This window comes from Kocuria sp. cx-455, assembly GCF_057707085.1.
Genome location: NZ_JBYIPM010000006.1, coordinates 44,927 through 68,370, shown reverse-complemented (window position 1 = coordinate 68,370; position 23,444 = coordinate 44,927). Strand labels below are relative to the sequence as shown.

The window sequence follows — 23,444 nt, the reverse complement described above, 5'->3', positions numbered from 1 at the left end:
CTGGGGTAGAGGTTCGCAGCGAAACCAGTCCCAAAACTGCGATTCTCTGCCAAAAATATCCACGCCGGGAGAGAGCTCGAACCTCTGCCCTGAAAGTTCTATGGAGTGACTCCGAAGACCAGCGGTACAAGGGTGTAGACGGTGGCCATAACGACTACCAGCGCGATGAGGTTCAGCCACACGCCCACCCTGACCATTTGTTTGATGCTGACCTCACCACTGCCGAAAGCTACCGCATTGGACGGGGTGGCCACGGGCAACATGAACGCGGAGCACACGGCCAGGGTGACCACGATGGTCATGAACAGCGGGTCGATTCCCACGCCGATCGCCACGGCGCCCATGATCGGGAAGAACGCCGCCGCAGTGGCGGTGTTACTGGTCAATTCGGTGAGGGCCAGTCCGATGATGGCCACTGTGCCCAGGATCAAGAACGCCGGGAGCGCTCCCAGGTTGGTGACCTGTTCGCCAATCCACGGGGAGAAGCCGGTGGCGGTGAATGCTACGGACAGGCTCAGACCACCCCCGAACAAGAGAAGCAACCCCCACGGGATCTCCTTGGCCGAACTCCATTGCAACAGAGCGTGGCCCGGGGACGTGCGACCTGCGGGCACCAGGAAACACGCAATGGCGGCTCCGATGGCAATCTGAGTATCCGAGATGTTCGCGATGAAGGGGATCGCACCCGTCACGTGGCCGTTGTCAGCCAGGAATGGAACGGCCACCCACAGGACGATGGCCGTGAGAAAAATAGTGGCGACTCGCTTTTCCGCCTGTGACATGGTCCCGAGGGAGTGGAGTTCCCTATTGATCATGTCGGCCCCGCCCGGAATCTCCGTGAGGCTTGTGCGGAACACCAGCTTGGTGAGAACCAGCCACGTGAGCGCCAGCATCACAATTGCGAACGGAACACCGACCATCATCCACTGCCCGAAGGGGATATCGAAGTCGTGGTTGGCCGCCAGGTACGCCTTCATCAGCGCCATGGGAGGCTGACCGATCAAGGTTGCCGTGGAACCGATGGTCACACCGTAGGCCACGCCCAGCACCATGGATGCGGCAAACTTCTTGTCGACAAGCTTGGGGTCGATCTGGCGGATCAACTGCAGGACGGATACCGCAATGGGAGTCATGATGACCGCGGTTGCCGTATTGGATACCCATGCGGACAAGAACGCGGAGGCAAGCATGAGTCCAAAGACGATCTGCGCGGGCTTCGTTCCCACCACCTTGATCGTGTACAGCGCGATCCTCAAATGGAGGTTGCTCTTCTCAGTAGCCAACCCGAGAATCACGCCCCCCATCACCAAGAAGATGACAGGGTCGGCGTAGGGCGCGGCCACGTCCTTCATGGTCCCAGCGTTCACCAGCGGGAACAGGGCCAGGGGCAAGAGTGACGTGACCGGGATCGGGGCAGCTTCAGTCATCCACCACAGCGCCATCCACAGTGCGATGCCCGCGACGGCCCGCCCTTCGAAAGCCAGAGAATCCGGAAGAACAAAGGTCAGCGAAACGGCCAAAGCGGGTCCGAGAAGCAAGGGCACAATCTTCGGAGGCTTTTTCTGCACTACCTCCGGCGCTGTAGTTGAAGTAGCTGCGGCGGGCTGACTCATGGACACCTTCGTTTCACTCGTCGTGGTGGGATATCTTGTCACCATATGGCGAGGAGTCGACGTGGGAATAAAAAAGAAACTTAGCGTCGCGTTAGGGACGCTCGTGCTCCTTGTGGGTCTCAGCGCCTGCGAGAACTCCGTGGTGCAGATGAGCCCGGAGCAAACCACCAATCCGGACACCTCGGTGGAACCTTCTGAAACTTCGGCCGATGGAGTCAGGCCAAGCACCGGGGGGACCACGAAGCCCACGGCTTCTGAAGCAGACTCGGCTGCGTCCCGTGCTACAGAACCGCCGAACCGATCGCAGACGCTTTCCCCATCGAAGAATCCGAGCGCGGCGAGCCAGGCGGCAGCCATCGGGGTTCCGTGCCCTGAACCTGTAGACGGTCACGGACTCGTGGTCTTGGCCGGTGAAATTTCATGTGGGGAAGCCGCCCAACAGATGGAGAAGTATCTCGCTGCGCCCATGGGCGGAAACGGTAATGCCAACCACCATCAGATCAATGGGTATGACTGCTCGATGCCCACCTATGCCGCGTCAGTGCAACGTGGCTACTCCGCAGGGTGCAGCACCAGGGACAATAGTCGAGCAATAGCCCTGACTCGTGGAGAAGCAGTGGAGCCGCACAAGGGTGTTCGTGTGGATGCCGTCCCGTATAAGGCGGAACGCGGGATGTACCGGTTCGCAGCCCAGACCGGGCCCGCCCAGTGCGTAGTTTTCACCTCCGAAGAGGTTATCTACGGCATGCCAACCGCGGTGCACTGTATTGGTAAATCCACGCAGGTAGACGGAGAAACCCACACGAGCGCCACGGTGACTTCCGACCATGCCCAGACACAGTGGGAGCCCTCGCAGCCCGGCGCACCACAGATTTTTGCCCGCAATGCTCCGACGCTGAGCCCGGGAGAGGTCCTAGTATTAGGCGAATTCTCCTGCACCTCTGAACGTCCGGATCAACTGGTCTGCGGCAATAACGCTCATTGGCTAGGTGTCTCAAACATCAAGGTCAACGCGGGTTAACGCCGGTATTCGCAGGGCCGACAATCGTGACCGGAATGCTGTGGGCCGTGACAACTAGGGTCGAAGTTTCCGAGCACGGCTGAACATCTGAGGTAGAGGTTCGCAGCGAACGCGGGGATAAACCTGCGAACCTCTACCAATAATGTCCGGGCCGGGGAAAAGAGCGCTAACCCGTGCCCCAGATGTCCGGACGTGGCCGCGGGGGCCGCAGCCCGGCCCATTTAGACCAAAATCACCCGCAGGGTTCGGCATGTTTCTGTATTCTTTTCACCGTGACATCTCAACTCTCCCGGCATGCGGCGTACTTCGGTGTACCCGCCTCTGCCGATGACAAGGAGTCGGACAGTCCGAAGAGGCACAGTCCTCTTCCCCGATCCGGCGTAGCCCACAACTCGCGCTGCACCGCAGCCCCCACCATGAGTGGGGTGGGCAGGTGCTGACAGCCTGGCTCCTCCTCCTCGTTTTCCTTCTTCTGGTCCTGGCCAACGCCCTGTTCGTGGCGGTGGAGTTCTCGTTCCTCACCGTGGACCGACAGGCAGTTCAGCGCGCAGAATCGGAAGGCGACAAGCGCGCCGTCGTCATCGAGCAAAGCCTCAAGAAGACCTCGACCAACCTCTCCGGCGCCCAGTTGGGCATCACCGTGACCAGTTTGATGGCCGGTTTCATCACGGGCCCCAGCCTTGGTGAGCTCCTGAGCAGTGGTCTCGGCTGGGCGGGGATGCCGGACGCCGTGGCCACCGGTATTGCCACCACGGCCGCCTTCATCGTGGCGACGTTCACGCAAATGGTGTTCGGCGAGCTGGTGCCCAAGAACTGGGCCATCGCCGACCCGATGCGCGTGACCCACGTGGTGGTTTACCCGCAAAAGATCTTCATGGTCCTGTTCGGCTGGCTGGTCAGTGTCCTCAACGGATCGGCCAACGCGGTCCTGCGATTCCTGGGCTTCACTCCCACCGAAGAAGTGGCCAATGCCCGCACCGCGGCCGAACTGGTCGCCGTGGTGAACCGCTCCGGCCGCGAAGGCACCCTGGAAGCGGGCACCGCTGAACTGGTGGCGCGGTCCATTGAATTCGGTGAACGCACCGCCGCGGACGTCATGCGGCCACGGCCGCGCGTGACCTTCCTGGAGTGCGACGACACCGTGGAGCACATGCTGCTCACGGCAGCGCAGACCGGGCACTCTCGGTTCCCCGTCATGGGTGAATCCGTGGATGACATCGTGGGCGTGGTGCACTACACCCACGCCCTGGCCGTGCCGTTCGACGACCGCGCCGTCAAGCGGGTTGGCGAGATTGCGGCCCGTGCGGACGTGGTTTCCGAGTCCATGACCCTGGACCCCCTCATGCGCAAGCTGCGCGGCAAGGGCTTGCAGCTGGCCATCGTGGTGGACGAGTACGGCGGCACCGCCGGCATTGTGACCCTGGAGGACCTCATTGAGGAAATCGTGGGCGAGATCGACGACGAGCAGGACACCCGCGTGCAGCGCTTCCGCCGCACCCGCGATGGCGGCCTGGTGGTCTCCGGTCTGCTGCGCCCCGATGAGCTCGGCGACGTGTTGCGCCTGGACATGCCCGAGGGTGAGGAATCCGACACCCTCGGCGGCCTCATGGCCGAGGAGCTGGACCGGTTGCCTCAGGTGAAGGACACCCTCACCCTCGAGGCCGTGGACCACACCCACCGCGATGAGGACGACCTGCCCACCAAGGCGAACATTCACCTGGAAGTGGTCCGCATGGATCAGCACCGCGTGGACAGAATCCTTGTGCGCCGCGAGGGCGGAGACCCCGATGCTCGCGGTGGCTCGACCACTTCCACGGAATGGAAACCGCCGGTCGGCAGACCCGACCCGCTGGGCGGGGAACCGCGCCAGCCCGAAACCGCCGAGGAATTCCAGGCGGCGCAGGTCGGTCAGCAAGGAAACCCCTCGTTCCACCGCGATGAGGACGTTTCGGTCGAGGACCCCCGAGAGGAGCAACAGCGATGACCACCAGCACCGCGATCATCGTTCTCATCCTGTTGCTCGTGGGCAACGCCTTTTTCGTGGCCAGCGAGTTCGCCATGGTCTCCGCCCGCCGCGACCAGTTGGAACCCAAGGCCGCAGAAGGTTCCAAAACCGCCAAGTACGCCCTCAAGGGCATTGAAAACGTGTCGACGGCGCTCGCCGCCACCCAGCTCGGCATCACCGCGTGTTCCTTGCTGATCGGCGCCGTCGGCGAACCCGCGATCGCTCATTTGATCGAGCAACCGCTCGAGTACTTCGGTGTGCCCTCAGCTCTGCTGCACCCCATTGCCCTGGTCATCGCCTTGTTGATCGTGACCTTCCTGCACATGGTGCTGGGTGAGATGGTGCCCAAGAACATCGCGATTGCGGTACCGGGGCGTGCGGCCATGGTGCTGGGCCCCCTGCTGCACGGGTTCGTTGTGGTGTTCCGCCCGTTCATTTGGATCATGAACGAGACCGCGAACCACATGGTTCGCTGGGTCTTCCGAGTGGAGCCCAAGGACGAGGTCGCCTCGTCCTTCACCTCCGAGGACGTGCGCGGTTTCGTGGCGGAATCCGGCCGCGAGGGCTTGCTCGACACTGACGAGATCCGGCTGCTCACCGGGGCCTTGAACTTCGAGAACAAGACCGCCAAGGACGTCGCCCTGCCCCTGACCGGCATGCGCACGGTTCCCAGCGATATCACTGCCGCTGAAGTCGAGCTGATGTGTGCGGAGACCGGTTTCTCGCGGTTCCCCGTGCAGGACCAGAATGAACGTCTGATGGGCTACATCCACACCAAGGACGTGCTGGGACTTCCGGAACGAATGCGTCACGTGCCCATTCCGGCGGCCTCGATCCGTCGTTTCGCCCGGGTGGCTCCGCAGGACAAGCTGCGAAAGGTCACACGCACCATGCAGGCCGACGGCGCTCACTTCGCCCTGGTGGGCGAGGTCGCCAGGGATTCCCGCACCACGGACGAATCCGTGTACATCGTGGCCCTCGAAGACGTGTTGGAAGAACTCGTGGGCGAGGTCCGCGACGCCACCAGCAAGTCGGGCGCGGAGTAAGGGCCGCGGAGAATCAATCGAACGGTGGATGAAAGGCCCATGCCCGCCATCCCATAATGGTGTGAGACCAGTTCCGAGATCCCAGGAGACCCATGCCCAGCCAGTCAGCCGTTTCGCAGGAGCGCATGAACAGCGCCTCTCGTTCCCGCGTCGACACCACCGGACACCACCCGCCACGGGTGAGTCCTCGTGGTCTCTACCGCGTGGTGGCCACGGCCGAGATGCTCACGTGGGCTCTGCTGATTGCCGCGATGATCGGCAAGTACGCACTGGGCGCACCGGACTGGACCATGCGGATTGCCGGCAGCATTCACGGTTTCGTGTTCCTGTCCTATTGCGTTTCCACCGTGGTGGTGTGGACCGATCAGCGCTGGCCCGCGTCCAAGGGAATCTTGGGCCTGGTCCTGGCGGTCGTTCCGTTCGCCACGGTTCCGTTCGAACGTCACGTGGACCGCAAGGGCCTGCTGGCTTCGCGGTGGCGTGTGGTTCCGGCCGGTGCCGCACCGCAGAACGGTCAGGAACCCGCCTGCACCGCTGCCGAGCGGCTTCTGGCCGTCATTCTGCGCTGGCCGATTCTTTCGGCTCTCGTGTTGGTGGTGTTGGTTGCCCTGCTGTTCACGGTTCTGCTGAACGCCGGTCCGCCCACCGAGTGGTTCAACTAGGGCCCGCCCGCCAGGGTCGCTGAGCGGTGGGCCCGGTTCATATCGGCGTGAACCATGGTTGCCGGGGCTCATACCCGAGCACGACGACCCCGGGGTGAAAGCTCGCTACCCTCGTGTCAATGGCACTCCACGTACGGTTCGCGCGCTGGGCACAAGAGCACCCTCACCTCAGCAACGCTCTGATGATGAGCGGCGGAATCTTCGTCTCGCTGTCCTTTCTCACGGCAGGGGCGTTGGACGGCGGCCGGAGCCTGTGGTGCGCCGTGGTGGTTGCCCTGCCGTTGTTGTTTCGACGAGCGGCCCCGGTGGCCACGGCGTTCGCGGTGGGAGGGTTGGCGCTCTTCGTCCTGGTGGTATTCAACGTCGCGACCATCGGGCTGTGCATGTGGGCCGTGCCCTGTCTGATGTACACCGTGGCGGTGCGGGCGTCCAGGAAGAAGCGTCGCGCGGTGCTCCTCGCCGCGCTGCTGGGTTGCGCGGTCTTCGGGGCACTGTGTTATCGCTGGTTCTTCGCGTTTTACGGCCGGCCCACGCTGTTGGAGTGGGCCCCGGCGGCGGTGATGTTCACCGTGGTCAGCGCATTGGTCGTGATCGTGGCCTTCCTCGCGGGTGATCTTGCGCGGACGCGCCGGCTGCGGCGTGAACAGCTCGAGGATCGGGCCCGTCGCCTCGAAGTGGAGCGCGAACAGGAAGTGCGCCTTGCCGCCCAGGACGAACGCACGCGCATTGCCCGGGAAATGCATGACGTGGTGGCGCATTCGCTGTCCGTGGTGATTGCCCAGGCGGACGGCGCGAGGTACGCGGCGGCGTCGAACCCGGAGGTGGCCGCCCAGACCCTGGAGACCATTTCAGAAACCGCACGCGGGTCGCTGACGGAGATGCGCAAACTGCTGGGAGTGTTGCGCACGGGCAGTGAAACGGAGACCAAACCGGTACCGCAGCTCGGTGACATTCCCGAGCTCGTGCGCTCGGTTCGAGCGGCCGGATTGCCCGTGCAGTTCCATGAATCGGGTACTCCCGCCCTGAGCACCGGCGCTCAGTTGAGCCTGTACCGGGTGGTGCAGGAGGGCCTCACCAATGTGTTGAAGCACGCATGGCAGGCCAGCTCGGTACGGGTGAGCATCGAGCATCGACGCGATTTCTCGTGGGTGGAGGTCGTCAACGACGGCGCGGGGGCCAATGATTCACCCCGGGCTCCGGGTGCGGGCCACGGGCTCCAGGGGTTGCGCGAGCGCGTGGCTCTGTACGGTGGTGAGATGACGGCGGGTCCGCATGTCACCCGCGCGGACGTTTTTGTCGTTCAGGCCACCATTCCTTCGGAGGGCGCGTGAGTTCCATTCCCCCAGAGTCCGCCGCCGTGTCGCGGGTGCTCATTGTCGACGACCAGCCGCTCGTGCGCGGTGGTTTCCGCATGCTCGTGGACTCCCAACCGGATCTCGCGGTGATCGGCGAGGCCGGTGACGGTCGGGAAGCCGTGGATTTCGTGGCCGGGGCCGTCGGCGCGGAACGCATTCCGGACGTGGTCCTCATGGACGTGCGCATGCCACAACTCAACGGCATCGAGGCCACGCGGGCCATCCTGGCAGCTCGTCCGCAGATCAAGGTCATTGTGCTCACCACGTTCGACCTGGACGAATATGCCTTGGACGGCATCCGCGCCGGGGCCAGTGGGTTCCTCCTCAAGGACGCCCGCCCCGAGGAACTGCTCGATGCCATCCGCACGGTCGCCCGCGGGGACGCCGTGATCGCGCCCTCCACCACTCGTCGGCTGCTCGACCACCTCATTGCCCATTCCCCCAACGACGCCGCTCCCGCGGGTGCCGGGCCGGCGTCGCATTGGGAGGTGCCCGGGAACACGACGATCCCCGGGCAGGTGCCCGCGGCGGCGTCGAACCCGTGGAAGAGCCCCCGGCTTGCAGCGCTGACGGCGCGCGAGCGAGAGGTGTTCGAACTGGTGGGCCGGGGGCTGTCCAACGGCGAGATCATGTCCGAGCTGTACCTGTCCGAACCTACGGTCAAGACGCACGTGTCCCACATCCTGGCCAAACTGGGTGCTCGCGACCGAGTGCAGGCCGTGGTGATCGCCTACGAAACCGGCGTGGTGACGGCCTGACGGTGTGCTGCTGCGCGCCTCGCGCCATGCCCCACCTCATTTTCCCAGTTGGCCCCGCCGTGGAGCCTCACACTCCGGGATGAGACCGTGGCCTGCGGGTTCGGTACTCGCGCCCGATGTGCGTGTGTCCCGTCTCGGACAGAGTTGAAGCATGAACTCGACGCGTACCGAAACACAGAAATCGCAGGGTCTGCCGTGGGGACAGCAAACGCAGCGGCGCACCCCATCCCGACACCATGGATCAATGGCCGTGGTTGCGGCCAACGTCTCCCGCACCTACGGAACCGGTGAAGCATCGGTCACAGCACTGAACCGCGTGAACCTGGAGATTGCCGAGGGCACCCTGGTTGCCGTGATGGGGCCCTCCGGGTCGGGGAAGTCCACCCTGGTGCACTGCCTGGCAGGCTTGGACGTTCCGGACAAGGATCCCAGCACGCGCATCGTGGTGGGTGGCCAGGACATCACCGGTCTCTCGGACGACCAGCTCACCCGCTTCCGCCGCGACCACGTGGGCTTCGTGTTCCAGGCGTTCAACCTGGTCCCAACCCTGAGCGCGCGGCAGAACATCGAACTTCCCCTCTCGCTTGCGGGCAAGAAGGTGGATTCCCAACGTCTCGAGGCGCTCGCGGACACCCTGGGTATCCGCTCCCGGTTGGATCACCGTCCGGACGAGATGTCCGGAGGCCAGCAGCAGCGCGTGGCCATTGCTCGCGCCCTGCTTCCCGAGCCGTCCGTGATCATCGCGGACGAACCGACCGGCGCCCTCGACAGCACCACCTCCCAAGAGGTCCTCGGCATGCTGCGCCGCAGCGTGGACGAGTTCAACCAGACCGTGGTGATCGTGACGCACGACCCCCGGGTGGCTCAGGCCGCGGATCGCGTCATTCGAGTCATGGACGGGCGGATCCAGCCCGACGACGCCCCGGCGGGTGATCGCTGATGCGCACCGTAGTCCTGTCCAGACTCCGTCTGCAATGGACGCGCTATCTCATGGTCCTGGCCGTGGTGGCCGTGTCCTCCGGCTTCATGACGGCGGCCCTCGGCTTGTCGAGCACCCTGACGGCGAGCATGACCAACGACCTGGCCGCGCAATACAAGAATGCGGACGCCGTGGTGACCTCCCAGGCGGACGACGCCTTCAGCTTCAGCGCCACCCCTCAACAGGTCGAGGAGCTCTCCCGCGTGACCGGTGTGGAGTCCGTGTGGGCCCAGTACACGACCGGGGCCATCCCCCGTTCGAACACGGTCTCCTCGGACGGCTCGGCCACCGTGACATCCAATCTGCCCGACGATCCCGCCATGTTCCCCGCGCAGATCACGCAGGGGGAATACCCCAGCGGCGACGACCAAGCGTTGCTGGACGAGTCCCTTGCCGAGAAGCTCGAGGTGGGCGTAGGGGACACCGTGTCACTTCAGGACATGAGTGGTGCGCTCGCCGGCGAGAGCGAGGCGACCGAGCAAGGCGCAGGGGCGCCGTCGGCGGCCAAGGAATTCACCGTGTCCGGTCTGACCGAAACCTCGGCCACCGGTGCGTTCGCAAGCGTGTGGCTCAGCAACGGTGCCTTGACGCGGTTGTCTCCCGATCAGATCTCGGGGGGCAGCCCGCTGCAGGCCATTCAGCTCGCATTGGACGGTTCGGTCAGCGATGCTCGGCTCCAGGAACTGACGACCACCGCGGGACAGATCCTGGCCGGCGGCCAGGGGCAGCAGCCCGAGTTGCGCGTGGTGACTCCCGAGCAGCTGACCGAGGAAATGCTCGATCAGCTGGCCGCAGGCTCCAACATCCTGACCGTGTTCCTGCTGGCCTTTGCGGGGCTGTCCATCCTGGTGGCGCTGCTGGTTGTGACGAACACCCTGTCGGTGCTGACCGCCCAGCGGGCCCGTGAACTCGCCCTGCTGCGCTGCGTGGGCGCCACGAGCAAGCAAGTGCGTCGCTCGGTGCTGACCGAAGGCCTTGTCCTGGGCATCGTGGGTGCGTCTATCGGAGTGGCCGTGGTGTGGGCCCTGGCGGTGGCGCTGCAGACCTCCGGAATCACTAGTGCGCTGACCGTGACGGTGGCCCCGCGTGACCTGCTGGTCGGGTTCCTCACGGGCATCGTGCTCACGATGGTCGCCTCCCTGGGGCCGGCTCGCCGCGCCCACGGGGCTTCGCCCCTGGACGGGTTGCGGGGGTCTCGCGCCGCCGACGGCGTTCCTCGCGTTCGCATTGTCCTGGGTGCCTTGATTCTCGTGGCCGGCGCCGGAACCCTGGTGTTGGGTGCGTCGGAGCGCAATCCGATCCTGGGGATCATAGGCGGTCTGGCGAGCTTCCTGGGAGTGGTCATGACGTCCCGGTTGTACCTGCCACCGCTCGTCCAGGGCCTGGGCCGCCTCTTGCCCGGGGGCCAGCCCTCACGGCTGGCGGCCGTGAACGCTGCCCGCTATCCGGCGCGTACGGCCACAACCGCCACAGCGTTGTTGATCGGCGTGCTGTTGGTCGCAACGGTGCTCACCGGCCAGCACGTGGCCCGGGTCAACCTCCTCAACGAATTGGACCAGAACCGTCCCGTGGACATCTCCGTTCCGGCCAGCGCGGGACAGGTGAGCCTCGAACAGGTGCAGCAAATTTCCGAGCTCAACGGGGTGCTTGGCGTCAAGACCACGGACCCGGCCGACGCTGACGGGGCGATCGCCCAGATCGATGCCGCCCAGTCCCTCAACAACTCCTCCGCGGCCGAGCTGCAGGAAAAGGTCGCGGAGATCCTGAACCTGACAGCGGGTGAGCTCCAGGGAGCGCTTATGGAGAAAGCAAGTTACGTGTCCATCCTGGACGTCATGCTCACGGTCACCCTGGGACTGCTGGCCGCGGCCGTGGTGGTGTCCGTACTGGGCATTGCCTCGACCATGTCCCTGTCCGTGCTCGAGCGGGTTCGCGAGAACTCCCTGTTGCGGGCGTTGGGCCTGACCCGACGGCAGTTGGGCGCCATGATTCGGCGCGAGGCGCTGGTCATTTCACTGGTGGCCACAATTGTGGGCCTGGTGGTTGGTTGGGCCTTTGGCACGCTGGGTGTGATGTCCCTGGTGACCGAGGGGATGACCGTGGAGCCCACGGTTCCGTGGGCCGGTTTCCTCGCGGTCGTTGTGGCCGCGGTGGTGGTGGCGGTGCTCGCCTCGGCTGCCCCGGTGCGTCGGGCCACGCGGGTGTCCCCGGTGGAGGGCATGGCGCGGGTGGACTGACCGTATTGACCACACAGGGTAGTTGCTTCCACATGCTCCCGAGAGCATCCAGGTGCCCGTGCCCACCACCATACGCCGTCCGCGTCACATGACGTCACGGGTCAATACGCCTAATTGCCCCGGCTAATTCTTCGAGGGCTATGGTTATCGCCTACCTCGGTACCGAGGTAGGCGCGGGAAGGGGGGGCGGAGACTCCGTTGCTGTCACGAGGTCGATGGCTGTCTGCACTCGTCGCGGCACCCTCCCCGGCAGCGTCGCAGCCACGATGTAATTCCGGGGGATGTCGTCCGCCACAGGCCGGTAGACCACCGAGCCGCCTGAATAGGCCGCCCCCGTGGCGGGGATGCTGTTGGCAAAGGAGAAGCCCAGTCCGGCCGCCACAAGTGATCGGATGGTGTCCATATTCGCGCTGCGCCAGCGCACGTCCAAGGTCAGTCCCACTGACTCCGCGATCGCGGTCATGCGGTCGGCCGTCGGCGGGACGTCCAGTAGGATGGCCGGCTCCTCGACGACGTCGCGTAGCCAAACGCTGTGTTCGCCGGCCAGTCGGTGCCCGGCCGGCAGGATCAGGTGTAGTTGGACCGGTGCCACCTCGGTGATCGTCAGGCCCTCCTCTGCCTGTAAACCGTAGAGGAAGGCAAGGCTGACCCGGCCGCCGAGCACCTGCTCTTGGAGTTCATGCGGTGCTCTCTCGATGAGTTGAAGGTCCACTTGTGGATGTTCGGTGGTGAAGTGCGCGGCCAGGATCGGGACTAGCCTCGGCGACAGGGTCGTGCTCACCCCTACACGCAGCGTGCCGCGCAGTGCGTCCAGACTCTCCGAGACGGCATCTCGCGCTTCCTCGGCCCGGTCCAGGATGTCCCGGGCATGCACCAGGAACTCCTGGCCCGCCGGGGTCGGGACAACCGCACGCGAACCGCCGCGGACCAGCAGGGGTGCCCCTGTGGCCTTCTCGAGCTGGCCGATCGCCATGGACGCCGCCCCCTGAGACGCGTAGCACCGTTCGGCGGCGGCCGTGATCGATGCCGTCTCGACGGCGGCCACAAAGTACTCCAGTTGGCGCAACGTGAAATCAGTCATCAACTCTCCTCATGTACCTCATTGATTCTATTGGCTTCTTATATTAAGTGATGTGGCACACACTTGAGAAAGTCAATCAATTGAGAGGTGCATCGAATCATGGAATCAGTGGTCCAGCCCTTCGGCAGTGATCCTCAAGACCTGAGCCCGCGCATCATCGCACTGGGCACGGCAGGCGGACCGCGCTGGTGGAACGTCGGTGAGCCGATCCGCCGGACCGGGATCGCCACCGCCGTCGTCGTCGGCGACTCCTTCTACCTGGTGGACTGCGGCCACGGCGTCGGGCGCCGGATCAATGAGGCCGGCCTGTCCCTACGCAACCTGCGGGGGATCTTCCTGACTCACCTGCACTCCGACCACACCGTAGACCTGGGCTCACTGGCACTCTTCGGCCTCTACGAACTGCTCGGTCGGTCCGGCGATCCGGTGCACATCATCGGCCCGTGCAATCGCGGTGTCCTGCCCCCGGCCTCCCCGCGGACTGCCGTCCCCCCGCGGCCGCTGGCCCCGGACTGCCCCACCCCGGGTACTCGGGAGATGTTCGATCTGCTGATGCGCGCGAACGCCACGGATCTCAACGACCGGATCATCGACTCCCTGCGTCCAAGTCCGCACGAGCTGTTCACGGCCTCGGACATCGTGATCCCGGACGGCCTCGGGTACCACCCCAATGACAATCCGACCCCGGAGATGGAACCCTTCGAGATCTACCGGGATGAGCTGGTTACGGTCACCGCGATCCTCGTGGAGCACCCGCCGATCGCTCCGGCCTTCGGGTTCCGCTTTGAGACGGTGGCCGGCTCGGTCACTTTCTCCGGGGACACCTGCTACACCCCGAACATGGTCCGGCTCGCCCGGGACACGGACCTGTTGCTGCACGAGGCCATCGACTTCGACTTCGTCGAGCACAAATACGCCAACGCCGCCACCGACGGCGACCGCGCCGCCCGGGACCACCACTACAAGTCCCACACCTCCGTGGCCGGTGCCGCCCGGGTGGCCCGGGAGGCCCGGGCCCGTCAACTTGCCCTGCACCACTTGGTCCCCGGCACCGCGAAGCCCGAGGTCTGGGCCGAGGCCGGCCGACACTTCGACGGACTGTTCTTCGTCCCCGATGATCTCGACACCATCGCACTACGGCCGGCAATGGACCGCGTCTCCGCCTAAACGACACCTAACCCATCCCGCATTAGGAGGTCCCCGTGGCCATCACATCTCAGTCCCAGCAGGCTGACGCCGCCATCGTCCAGGCCGAATCTGCCAATGGGTCCTTGAATACCAAGGACATGCGGCGCATCCTCGCCTCGAGCTTCGTCGGCAGCGCCATCGAGTATTACGACTTCATCCTCTACGCCACCGCCGCGGCAATCGTCTTCAACCGCGTCTTCTTCGCCAATCTCGACGATGGCTTTGCCGTGTTCGCGTCCTTCGCTACCCTGGCCGTCGGCTACGTGGCCCGCCCGTTGGGCGGCATCGTCTTCGGGCACTTCGGCGACCTGGTCGGCCGCAAGAAGATGCTGGTGCTGTCCATGCTCTTCATGGGTGCCGGTACCACGCTCATCGGCTTGTTGCCGACGACGGCGCAGATTGGCATCATCGCGCCGGTCGCGCTCGTGCTGTTACGGGTTCTGCAGGGCATCGCCGTCGGCGGTGAATGGGGCGGAGCGGCGCTCATGGCCCTGGAACACGCCCCTCAGAGCAAACGGGGTTTCGCCACTGCCTTCGCCAACGCCGGCGGGCCGGCCGGCGCCATTCTGGCCACACTTGTCGTCTCCTTCTTCTCGGCGGTCACCGGGGACGCCTTCCTTACCTGGGGCTGGCGCGTGCCGTTCCTGCTCTCGGCCGCGCTGATCGCCGTAGGCATGGTTATCCGCCTCAAGGTCGCCGAGACGCCGATGTTCCGGAAACTTGAGGACGAGGCCGATAACCGCAAGACCCGTCTGCCCATCCTGGACGTGCTGCGCCACCACCCGCGGGCGGTCCTGCTGACGCTGCTGGCCGCGATGAGCTTCTACGCCTGCCAAGCGATCCTCACTATGTGGGGCGTCTCGATCGCTGTGAGCAATGGCGTCGACCGCGAGGGCGTACTCAACTGGAAGGCCGTTGCGGCCGTCCTGACACTGATCGTGACGTTCTGGGCCGCCCGCATGTCCGACCGCTTCGGCCGCCGTCGCATACTGGTCATCGGCGGCGTGGCCGGCATCGTGCTCGCCTACCCCCTGCTGATGCTGCTGGATAGCGGCACGATGTGGGGCTTCGCCATCGCAATCGTTATCGGCAATGGTTTAGTCCAGGGGCTGCTCTACGGGCCGATCGGGGCCTACATTGCCGAGCAGTTCCCCACCCGCGTCCGCTACACCGGGGCTTCCCTGGCGTACCAGGGGGCCTCCACCTTGGGTGCCGGCTTCACCCCAATGATCGCCGCCGGTCTCATGCTCGCCGGCGGGATGCCCGCCGTCGCCGTATTCTGGATCGCCGTGATGGTCGCTGGCCTGGTAGCGGTGCTGCTCACCTCGGAGGGCACCCGCAAGATCTTGGACTAACACCCAAAAGAACGGCTACCCGATGATGGCGGGCCACCCAGGGCGGGTGGCCCGCCATCATCGGGTTCGACCTTACGGCGTGCGGAACATCTCGATGCGCAAGCCGGTAGGCCTCCACTGCCCCGTGGCCACGATCGTGGGCCTGGTGGTCGGTTGGGCCTTCGGAACGCTGGGCGTGATGTCCTTGGTGACCGAGGGGATGACCGTGGAGCCCACGGTTCCGTGGCCCGGTTTCCTCGCGATCATTGTGGCCGCGGTGGTGGTGGCGGTGCTCGCCTCGGCCGCCCGGGTGCGTCGGGCCACCCGGGTCACCCCGGTGGAGGGCATGGTACGGGTGGGCTGATCGTGCCGACGGCTGCGACTGCTCGCCGGTCGACATAGTGCACCCCCCGGTCCGCGATTGTGCGGTCAGGCGACCCTGTACCTAGGCGGTCAACCGGTCCAACGCGGTCATAAGGTGCTCGAGAGTCTTCTGTTTCTCCTCCGGGCTCGCGGGCAGTAACCCCAAGGAGGCTTGCTGGTAGAGCCCGTCGCCCATGCACACCACGGCGGTGGCAACCACGGGGTCACCCACGTCCTCGACCACCGCGGTCAACCAGTTCTTCTCGATGCGCGTGTAGGCGGCGCGAGCGTCGTCGTCGCCGGCCTGAATGAGGCGGGAGGCGACCACCAGGGCGCGGTCCAACTTACTGTCTTCGTAGAGCGAGGTCGCAAGGAACTCGCGCGCGGCACCACGCGGTGAGGCGGTCAATCGCTCGAGGTCCTCGGCCGCAAGGGACTCGAGGTCGACCAGCATGGCGCCCACCAGGGCCTGCCGGTGCGGGAAGTGGTAGAGCAGGCCACCCTTAGAGACACCGGCAGCCGCGGCCACGGCGTCGAGCGTTGCGGCGCGCTCGCCGTCCGTGAGGACGATGCGCTCGAAGGCCTCGAGTAGCTTGTCCCGAGCCAGTGGTTTGCGGGGCATGTGAGCAAAACCTCTCCCAGACGGATCCGGGGAATATTGCCCCGCGTTCGTCGTTAACTGTACCGTCTAGTCGGTACAGTAATTAATTGGCCCGTTCCACGACGGCATCGCCCGCGCAGTACGACGAAGTACTTTTCGCGAATCCACGCCGCCCAGCCGGCAGCAGAGAACCGAGGAGGTCTTCATCGTGTCCACCATGATCGATCAGCGGCAGAAAGCTGGTGCCCGCGAGTGGGGCGCCCTGGCCGTCCTCATGTTGCCGGTGCTCTTGGTGTCCGTGAACAACACGGCTCTCAGCTTCGCGCTGCCCGCCATTTCGCGGGCGCTGCATCCCACGGCGTCGCAGCTGTTGTGGATCGTGGACGTGTATCCGCTGATCCTGGCCGCCCTCCTGATTCCCATGGGCAGCCTGGGGGATCGGATCGGACGGCGCAAAATCCTCATGATCGGGTCCACGGGTTTTGGCGTCATCTCCGCCCTGGCCGCTTTCGCACCCACTGCCGGGTGGTTGGTGGCCGCTCGCGTGGGGATCGCCGTATTCGGCTCCATGTTGTTGCCGGCCACGCTGTCCTTGATGCCCACCGTGTTCCGGGATGATCACCAGCGGCGCCTGGCCATTGCCATCTGGACCGCCGGCTTCAGCGCCGGCGCCGCACTGGGGCCGATTGCCGGTGGTTTTCTGCTCAACCACTTCTGGTGGGGGTCGGTGTTCCTGCTGGCCATCCCGGTTCTCGTGGCGTTCTTGATCGCGGGCCCGCTGCTCCTGCCGGAGTCGCGGGACCCCAATCCCGGACCCGTGGACCCGCTGTCCATCGTGCTTGCCATTTTGGCCATGGCTCCGGTCGTCTACGCCATCAAGTCCCTGGCCACCGGTGGTTCCGTGCTGCAGGGGCTGTTGATCATGGCGTTCGGCGTGCTGAACGGAGTGCTGTTCGCCCACCGTCAGGTGGCCAAGAACTACCCGATGCTGGACCTGCGCTTCTTCCGCAGCTCACGTTTCTCCGGTGGTCTCACGGTCAACGTGACGGCCAGCATCGCAATGTTCGGTTTCCTCTTCTTCCTGACCCAGCACCTGCAGCTGGTGGGTGGTAAGGACCCCATGACCGCGGGTCTGCTGATGGTCCCCGGTCTGCTGCTGGCCATCGTGACGGGCATGGCAGCCGCCAAGGTGGCCGTGACGTTCGGTGTGCGCATGGCAATTGTCACGGGCCTGTTGCTGATTGCCGGAGGGTTCATAATCGTGGCCTTCACCGATCAGCAGAGTTCCGCGCTTCCGGTGCTGGTGGGCTTTGCGGCCATGAGCGCAGGCGGAGGTCTCGCCACCACGCTTTCCACCGACCTGGTGGTGTCCTCGGTGCCCGAAGCCAAGGCGGGTGCGGCGTCGGCCGTGTCCGAAACCGGGTACGAAGTGGGCGCGGTCCTGGGTACTGCCGTGCTCGGTGGCCTGACCACCGCGTTCTACCAGTCCCAGTTGAGTCTTCCCCAGGCGCTGAGCCCGGAACAGTCGGACATTGCTCGCCAAACCCTGGGCGGCGCCGTTGAGGTGGCCCAGGGTGGTCCGTGGACAGAGAGCGTCATGGAAACCGCAACCGCGGCCTTCTCCTATGGCATGCAGGGGAGCAGCCTGGTGGGAGGCCTCGCCGTAGTGGTGGTGGCCGCCGTGGTCTTCCGTGTGCTGCGGGCAGATCGCAGGGTTCGTTTCCACGATTCCCTGCCCACGGATCGCATCGAGCTCGACTGAGGCCGAGCCGGGGCGCTGAGCCTTTCCCTGCCGGTGCGGCACGGAGACCCCGGCTGGTGCGTCCCCGGTGCGCGACCCCTTTCGAGCCCAGCGGCGTCGTCGTAAAGTGACCAGCGGAGACGTCGAGCGAAAGGCAGTCAAGCATGAGCGCGAATGACCTATTGGTGGACGCGGCGCAACGGCCCGCGCAGGTGGCCGGTGACGTCTTGGAGGGAATCTCGGGAGACACGCTCCATTGCATGCCCGGGGACACGCAGAACTCGATTGCGTGGTTGATCTGGCACGCGGCCCGACAGCAGGACGCGCAGATAGCGAACCTCTCGCAAAAGCAACAGGTGTGGACCGCGCAGGGCTGGGACGAGAAATTTGACTTGGATCGGGGCCCGGACGACTTCGGTTTCGGGGACGGCCCGGAGGACGTCGCGCGCGTTCGCGTTACCGACCCGGACCTGCTGCGGGACTACCTGAATGCTGTCACCTCGGCAACGGTCGACTATCTGGGTACCCTGAGCGACTCCGATCTGGACCAAGTCATTGATGATTCGTGGGATCCTCCCGTGACACGCGGGGTGCGGATCGTGTCCACGATCGACGACGCCGCACAGCACCTCGGGCAGGCGGCGTACGTTCGCGGGCTGGTGCAGGACTCGTGGCGCGGTAAGTACTGAGTTTCGTAAAATCGGGCCGTTAGGTGGGAGAGGCGACACTGTTTATCAACCCTGGATTCACTTACGATTGCTTTACTAATCATCGAGATCGCGGGCAAACGATGTCGATGTCAAGCACCGGGGAGATTACAACTGATGATGGCTCGTTCACGTGTTCGTCCCACGGCGGCTCGACGCCCGTCCATGGCGTTGACCGCCTTTGCGTCGTTCTCCGCCCTGGTGGTGGTCAGCGTTGCTTTGAGCAATGGCTCAGCCCCAGCGCCGTGGGAATCCGCGTACGCCAGCGAGGCGTCAGAAAGTCAGCAGAGCCGCGGCACGTTCGAACAGGTCACCGCCCACGATCAGGGTGAATCCCGCCCCTCACTGTTCGCCGCGGTGCCGGACGACGCCCTGATTCCGGACGTTCAAGACACCCCCCAGGACGACCTGGCCAGCCAGGTTCGTAATGTGTCGGATCGCGGGACCGAGTCGGGGCCGTCCTCGGTGGCCCCGGCCAAGCGTGCCCCCGCCACGTTTGAGGGTGAGCTGCCCTTCAACACGATCATCGCCCCTGCCCAGCCCCCCACGGTTCTGGACGGCGGTCAGTTCGGGTGGCGTACCGCCCCGGACACCGGGGACCGAGAATTCCACAACGGCACGGACATCTCCACCTCTGAGGGCACCCCGGTTGTCGCTGCCCTGGAAGGCACCGTTACCGCGGTGTTCTGGGACGAATGGGGCGGCAACCGCGTGGAGGTCTCCCACGCGGACGGTGTGAAGACAACCTACAACCACCTCAAGGACGTCATGGTGCAGGTGGGTGACCCGTTGAAGGCTTCCGAGCAGCTTGGCACCATCGGTCAGACCGGCCTGCGCGTGACCGGTCCACACCTTCACTTCGAGACGTGGGTGCAGGGCAAAGCCGTGGACGCCCAGTCCTTCGATTGGGAGACCGGCGAGGGCATCATCCCCGCTTCCCGCCCCAAGTACTCCCTGGAGGACCAGGCGCGGACCGATCAGGCCACCACCGACAACGGTTCCGTACCCGGAACGGACAACGGCCCCGTGTCCGAGGTCCCCGTGGAGGAGCAGGACCGCATCATTGCGCTGAGCCAGGAAACGGCCCCGGCGGACAACGTCGCTGCCGGATCTCCTGACGAGGGCGCTGGCTCCGGGTCCGGCTCCGAGGATGGCTCGGGTTCCGATGGCGGCGCTGGCGCTGCCCCCGCCCCGACCCCCGAGCCGAGCGCAGCAAAGGCGCAACCGAGTCGGTCTCAAGAGCCGAAGGCCTCACCCACCGAGTCCCGTTCCGCCCGGCCCAGCACGGGTGGCGGCTCGCAGTCTTCCTCGGCTGAATCTCGTTCCGCTCAGCCCAGCCCGTCCCGGAGCTCCTCAGGCTCCGACGACGACGCCGAGGGTCGCGTGAACGCGGGCGGCCCGTCTGACGAAGCACCCAATGCCACTCCGTCCCGCCCGAGCGGCGGTACGTCGCAGGGAAGCGGTACCGGTGCGTCGTCGAATTCGTCCGAGAAGGAAACCGGTAAGAAGCCCGACGCGGTCGACAAGCCCGACGCGACTATGAAGCCGACGCCGAGTAAGCCCGCCGCCGTCCCTGAGCCCACCAAACCCGCGTCAACGGGCGACCCGGTCAAGCCCGCTCCCGCGAACACTGGCAAACCGACGCCGCAACCGACTCCTAGCGAGACCGGCACGTCGAATCCCCAGCCGACAGTTGGCGAGACCGACAAGCCCAAGCCCGCGCCTACCAATACAAAGAAGCCGGTGCCGGTCGAAACCGCTGAGCCGGCCGATAAGCCGAAGGACCCGAAGCCCGAGACGACCAAGGCTCCGCAGCCAGAAACCACTAAGCCAGCGGATTCATCGAAGGCCCCGAAGCCGGAGACCACTAAGCCAGCCGTTCCCGGTACGCCGGCCGAACCGGGCACCCCGACCGGGGCACCCAAGCCCGAAACTCCGCCCAAGACCGACAAGCCCGCGAAGCCCACGGTCAATCCCTACACCGCGGACATCACCACGCTGACCACGCTGGAGCAGCTACAGCAGCGCACCCAGGTGCTGGTGAATCAGCAGCTGACGCTGACTCCGGAGCAGCAGTTCGGCCCGCGTTCGCAGTTGAACGTTCAGCTGCCGTTGTTGTCTCAGCAATTGGTCGCCGCCGAGCTGGATCAGCAGGACCCGAAGTTCACGGCCCAGCTGGCGGCTACGCAGACTGCGGTCGAGAAGGCAGCAGCCGCTCCGAAGAACAAGAAGCTCACGGACGCGGCCACCGCGGAACTCACCAAGCTGCAGACAATGCTCGTCAAGGTTCCCGCCTATGTGGACCCCGCGGCAGCCCAGGCGGGCTGACCCCCACTCTGGATTTAAGGTTCCCTATTCCCCTTTCGGACCCAAAAATTGGGAATAGGGAACCTTAAATCTTTGCGGAAGGCGTTCCCAGCTTCCCGGCCAAGAAGTCGAGCCATGTTCGACGCCGCGCAGGGTCCCAAAGATCGCGCCACACGAGAACGTGCACGTCCCAGCCGGACTCCCGCAGGAGTTGGATCCGGTAATTTTCGTCCTCGTAGTGGGACCGCTTCTTGTAGTGAACTTCCCCGTTGTATTCGATCGCGGTCATTGCATCGGGCCAGGCCAGATCGATGTAGAAATGTCTGCCTCGCGGTGTCACGTGGTAATTGGTCCTGGGTGGAGGGCAACCGTGGCGTAGCGCGATGAGCCGGGTCAACGTCTCATTGGGCGACCACACCTGGTCATATGCGGCGCTGAGAGCGGCACGCACACGTCGGACGGACGGCGAATTGGGCGGGAACAGATTGAGGGCGTCGTCGATCACATCGGCGGTGAACTCTTGCAGCGGGATTTTTTCATCGACCACGATTCTGCGTGACAGCAAAGCGTCAATGCACGCAATGAGTCGCCACATCGACAGATAGGGCGCCGCCACAACCAGAGCCTCTACCGGGTGCGCGACAAAGCATCCCCACGGGCCGTAATACCGGTTGAGACCACGGGACTTGGTTATCCGAAGCTGACCGGCGAAAGTCCGAATGCGGGTTCCATGCCACGACAAATGAGGAATCAACCTGGCTATCTCAAACTCCAGCCCCCTCTCGGCCGCCCGGTGGCCCAGCAGTGGATTGACCCAACTCTGTGTTTCCCCAATGGGCAGATCCAAGAGCTCAAGTGCGTTCAGTCCGGTGACACGCAAATGGTTGTCGTGCGTCCGTAAGTGTTGTTGCAGCAATGCTGCGCGTTGAAGGTGTGACAACGGTTCGGATCTTTGCACCCAGACCCCTCTGGCGAGCAATTGCATGGTGGGGTCCCGGAAGAGCTGCTCGTTCCGGCGGCCCCAGTCAGCAAAGGGCTTCACCACCGGGCACTCACCCAGGTCCAGAGCAGGAACACGTTTCATTCCTGGAACCTACGCGAATACTCACCGACGCGGATTCCGTCATCCACAGGCTGCGGTCGGCCGTGTTGGAGGAGCAGCAACGGTTTAAGGTTCCCTATTACCGAAATCCCCGCTCGAAACAGTAATAGGGAACCTTAAACCTCCGGGGGCGGGAGGTCAGCGGCCCCTGCCGCGGATCCGCAGCGACCGGGCGAAGATGATCGCCAGAAGGCCCATGAGCGGCACGAACGTGATGGCAATTCGAAGTCCCACGGTATCCGCGAGAGCACCCACCACGGGCGGAGAAATCAGGAAGATCAACCGCATGCTCCAGCTGACCAGTGTGAGCCCGGTGCCGGGTTTGAGACCGGGGGCGCGGTCCGCGGCGGCGTACGCGCTGGGCACCAGGGTCGCGCAACCGAACCCGGCCAGGCCGAAGCCCACCAGGGCCATGGGAACGTTGCCGGCGAGAACCACGGTGCCCATGCCCAGAAAGATCAGGGCCCCGCCGAAGCGCGTGATATTCACCTCCCCGAAGGCATTGATCATCCGGTCGCCCAGCAGACGACCGATGAACTGCGCGCCCACCATGACCACGTACCCGAAGCCCATTACGGTGGCCGCGGCACCCAGGGTGTCCCGGAGGTACACGGCGGCCCAGTTGTTGCCGACGTCCTCGACGAGCACCCCGGACATCGCAATCACCGCGAAGGGCACGAGGGCCAGCAGCGCCCTCCCCGCGCCCGCCGGAATGATGGGGACACCGGCGGTGTCCGTCATGACCTCCGCGGGAACCTCATGGCTGTCCGGGAGCGAGAACCGCATGGCCGCCAGCGCTACCACCGCGAACAGGACGCCGCTCAGTCCCAGGTGCACTGGCAGAGGCAGGTGCAGGGCGATCGCCGCGGTGCCCATGAGACCGCCCAGCACGGCACCCACACTCCACAGCGCGTGCATCGAGTTGATCATCGAGACACCCGCGAGTCGTTGCACGCGCAGCCCTTGGGCGTTCTGGGCGGTGTCGACTACCGCGTCCAGGGCGCCGGCGAGGAGCAGCCCCACGAAGAACACGGCCACGTGGGGTATGGACCCGGCGAAGAACACGGCGCCGGCCAACAGCACCGAACCGACTGCTGCGGCGGGGGCCGTTCCGAAGCGCCGAATGATCGGCGCGGGCAGCGGCCCCGCCACCACACCGCCAATGGGTAGGGCAATCAGCACCAGACCGTACATCGCATTGGACAGTTCGAACATGTCCTTGATCTCGGGAAGGCGCGGCAGCAGGTTCGCGTAAATCGCGCCGTTGGTCATGAACAACAACGACACCGCGATGCGGGCTTTGAGGATGCGAGATGGGCTCACGGGAACCAGCGTAGGGCCCCA

Annotated in this window: 19 protein-coding genes; 14 read left to right on the top strand and 5 right to left on the bottom strand. The window is 65.0% G+C overall.

Going from position 1 to position 23,444, the window contains the following annotated elements:
• Positions 1 to 98: 98 nt before the first annotated feature.
• A complete protein-coding gene (locus AC3ENJ_RS10035) occupies positions 99 to 1,538 on the bottom strand; it encodes an SLC13 family permease (protein WP_431813927.1) in 1,440 nt (479 codons plus the stop codon).
• A gap of 73 nt (positions 1,539 to 1,611) precedes the next feature.
• Here AC3ENJ_RS10035 and AC3ENJ_RS10030 point away from each other — a divergent pair, with 73 nt between their 5' ends.
• From AC3ENJ_RS10030 to AC3ENJ_RS09995, 8 genes are all read left to right on the top strand, one after another.
• Complete coding sequence (locus tag AC3ENJ_RS10030) at positions 1,612 to 2,634, top strand: hypothetical protein (RefSeq protein ID WP_431813926.1); 1,023 nt, start codon at positions 1,612 to 1,614, stop codon at positions 2,632 to 2,634.
• Between the two features lie 433 nt (positions 2,635 to 3,067).
• Positions 3,068 to 4,618, top strand: coding sequence for a hemolysin family protein (locus AC3ENJ_RS10025; RefSeq protein ID WP_431813925.1), 1,551 nt, complete (start codon positions 3,068 to 3,070; stop codon positions 4,616 to 4,618).
• The gene (locus AC3ENJ_RS10020; protein WP_431813924.1) at positions 4,615 to 5,685 is read left to right on the top strand and encodes a hemolysin family protein; all 1,071 of its coding nucleotides are present in this window, start codon (positions 4,615 to 4,617) and stop codon (positions 5,683 to 5,685) included. Before AC3ENJ_RS10025 ends, AC3ENJ_RS10020 begins: the two co-directional genes overlap by 4 nt.
• A gap of 92 nt (positions 5,686 to 5,777) precedes the next feature.
• Positions 5,778 to 6,347 carry a DUF3817 domain-containing protein gene (locus AC3ENJ_RS10015; protein ID WP_431813923.1) on the top strand — a complete coding sequence of 190 codons (570 nt, stop codon included), beginning with the start codon at positions 5,778 to 5,780 and terminating at the stop codon, positions 6,345 to 6,347.
• Positions 6,348 to 6,466: 119 nt separating this feature from the next.
• The gene (locus AC3ENJ_RS10010) at positions 6,467 to 7,678 is read left to right on the top strand and encodes a sensor histidine kinase (protein ID WP_431813922.1); all 1,212 of its coding nucleotides are present in this window, start codon (positions 6,467 to 6,469) and stop codon (positions 7,676 to 7,678) included.
• A complete protein-coding gene (locus AC3ENJ_RS10005; protein ID WP_190782247.1) occupies positions 7,675 to 8,460 on the top strand; it encodes a response regulator in 786 nt (261 codons plus the stop codon). The genes AC3ENJ_RS10010 and AC3ENJ_RS10005 overlap by 4 nt, the downstream gene beginning before the upstream one ends.
• A gap of 151 nt (positions 8,461 to 8,611) precedes the next feature.
• Positions 8,612 to 9,400, top strand: coding sequence for an ABC transporter ATP-binding protein (locus tag AC3ENJ_RS10000; RefSeq protein ID WP_223841459.1), 789 nt, complete (start codon positions 8,612 to 8,614; stop codon positions 9,398 to 9,400).
• Positions 9,400 to 11,676, top strand: coding sequence for an FtsX-like permease family protein (locus AC3ENJ_RS09995; RefSeq protein WP_431813921.1), 2,277 nt, complete (start codon positions 9,400 to 9,402; stop codon positions 11,674 to 11,676). The genes AC3ENJ_RS10000 and AC3ENJ_RS09995 overlap by 1 nt, the downstream gene beginning before the upstream one ends.
• 151 nt (positions 11,677 to 11,827) lie before the next feature.
• Here the strand turns inward: AC3ENJ_RS09995 and AC3ENJ_RS09990 are convergent, their stop codons facing one another.
• A complete protein-coding gene (locus AC3ENJ_RS09990) occupies positions 11,828 to 12,757 on the bottom strand; it encodes a LysR family transcriptional regulator (protein ID WP_431813920.1) in 930 nt (309 codons plus the stop codon).
• 99 nt (positions 12,758 to 12,856) lie between these two features.
• Here AC3ENJ_RS09990 and AC3ENJ_RS09985 point away from each other — a divergent pair, with 99 nt between their 5' ends.
• The 3 genes from AC3ENJ_RS09985 to AC3ENJ_RS09975 are packed head-to-tail and all read left to right on the top strand — an operon-like array spanning position 12,857 to position 15,643.
• Positions 12,857 to 13,924: an MBL fold metallo-hydrolase gene (locus AC3ENJ_RS09985; RefSeq protein ID WP_431813919.1), complete on the top strand. Its 1,068-nt coding sequence runs from the start codon at positions 12,857 to 12,859 to the stop codon at positions 13,922 to 13,924.
• A 35-nt stretch (positions 13,925 to 13,959) separates the two neighbouring features.
• Positions 13,960 to 15,300, top strand: a complete 1,341-nt coding sequence (locus AC3ENJ_RS09980; RefSeq protein WP_431813918.1) for an MFS transporter — start codon at positions 13,960 to 13,962, stop codon at positions 15,298 to 15,300.
• A 22-nt stretch (positions 15,301 to 15,322) separates the two neighbouring features.
• Positions 15,323 to 15,643, top strand: a complete 321-nt coding sequence (locus AC3ENJ_RS09975; protein WP_431813917.1) for an FtsX-like permease family protein — start codon at positions 15,323 to 15,325, stop codon at positions 15,641 to 15,643.
• 81 nt (positions 15,644 to 15,724) lie between these two features.
• On the opposite strand, the gene AC3ENJ_RS09970 is transcribed toward AC3ENJ_RS09975, so the two are convergent.
• On the bottom strand, positions 15,725 to 16,264 hold the full coding sequence (locus tag AC3ENJ_RS09970) for a TetR/AcrR family transcriptional regulator (protein ID WP_431813916.1): 540 nt from the start codon (positions 16,262 to 16,264) through the stop codon (positions 15,725 to 15,727).
• Between the two features lie 196 nt (positions 16,265 to 16,460).
• Here AC3ENJ_RS09970 and AC3ENJ_RS09965 point away from each other — a divergent pair, with 196 nt between their 5' ends.
• The 3 genes from AC3ENJ_RS09965 to AC3ENJ_RS09955 all read left to right on the top strand — a co-directional run bounded on the left by AC3ENJ_RS09965 (position 16,461) and on the right by AC3ENJ_RS09955 (position 21,019).
• On the top strand, positions 16,461 to 18,005 hold the full coding sequence (locus AC3ENJ_RS09965) for an MFS transporter (RefSeq protein WP_431814079.1): 1,545 nt from the start codon (positions 16,461 to 16,463) through the stop codon (positions 18,003 to 18,005).
• A gap of 143 nt (positions 18,006 to 18,148) precedes the next feature.
• Positions 18,149 to 18,673, top strand: coding sequence for a mycothiol transferase (locus AC3ENJ_RS09960; RefSeq protein ID WP_190782251.1), 525 nt, complete (start codon positions 18,149 to 18,151; stop codon positions 18,671 to 18,673).
• Between the two features lie 138 nt (positions 18,674 to 18,811).
• Positions 18,812 to 21,019, top strand: a complete 2,208-nt coding sequence (locus AC3ENJ_RS09955; protein ID WP_431813915.1) for a M23 family metallopeptidase — start codon at positions 18,812 to 18,814, stop codon at positions 21,017 to 21,019.
• A 64-nt stretch (positions 21,020 to 21,083) separates the two neighbouring features.
• On the opposite strand, the gene AC3ENJ_RS09950 is transcribed toward AC3ENJ_RS09955, so the two are convergent.
• On the bottom strand, positions 21,084 to 21,614 hold the full coding sequence (locus AC3ENJ_RS09950; protein ID WP_431813914.1) for a putative endonuclease domain-containing protein: 531 nt from the start codon (positions 21,612 to 21,614) through the stop codon (positions 21,084 to 21,086).
• A gap of 624 nt (positions 21,615 to 22,238) precedes the next feature.
• Complete coding sequence (locus tag AC3ENJ_RS09945) at positions 22,239 to 23,423, bottom strand: MFS transporter (protein WP_223841460.1); 1,185 nt, start codon at positions 23,421 to 23,423, stop codon at positions 22,239 to 22,241.
• Positions 23,424 to 23,444: the final 21 nt, after the last annotated feature.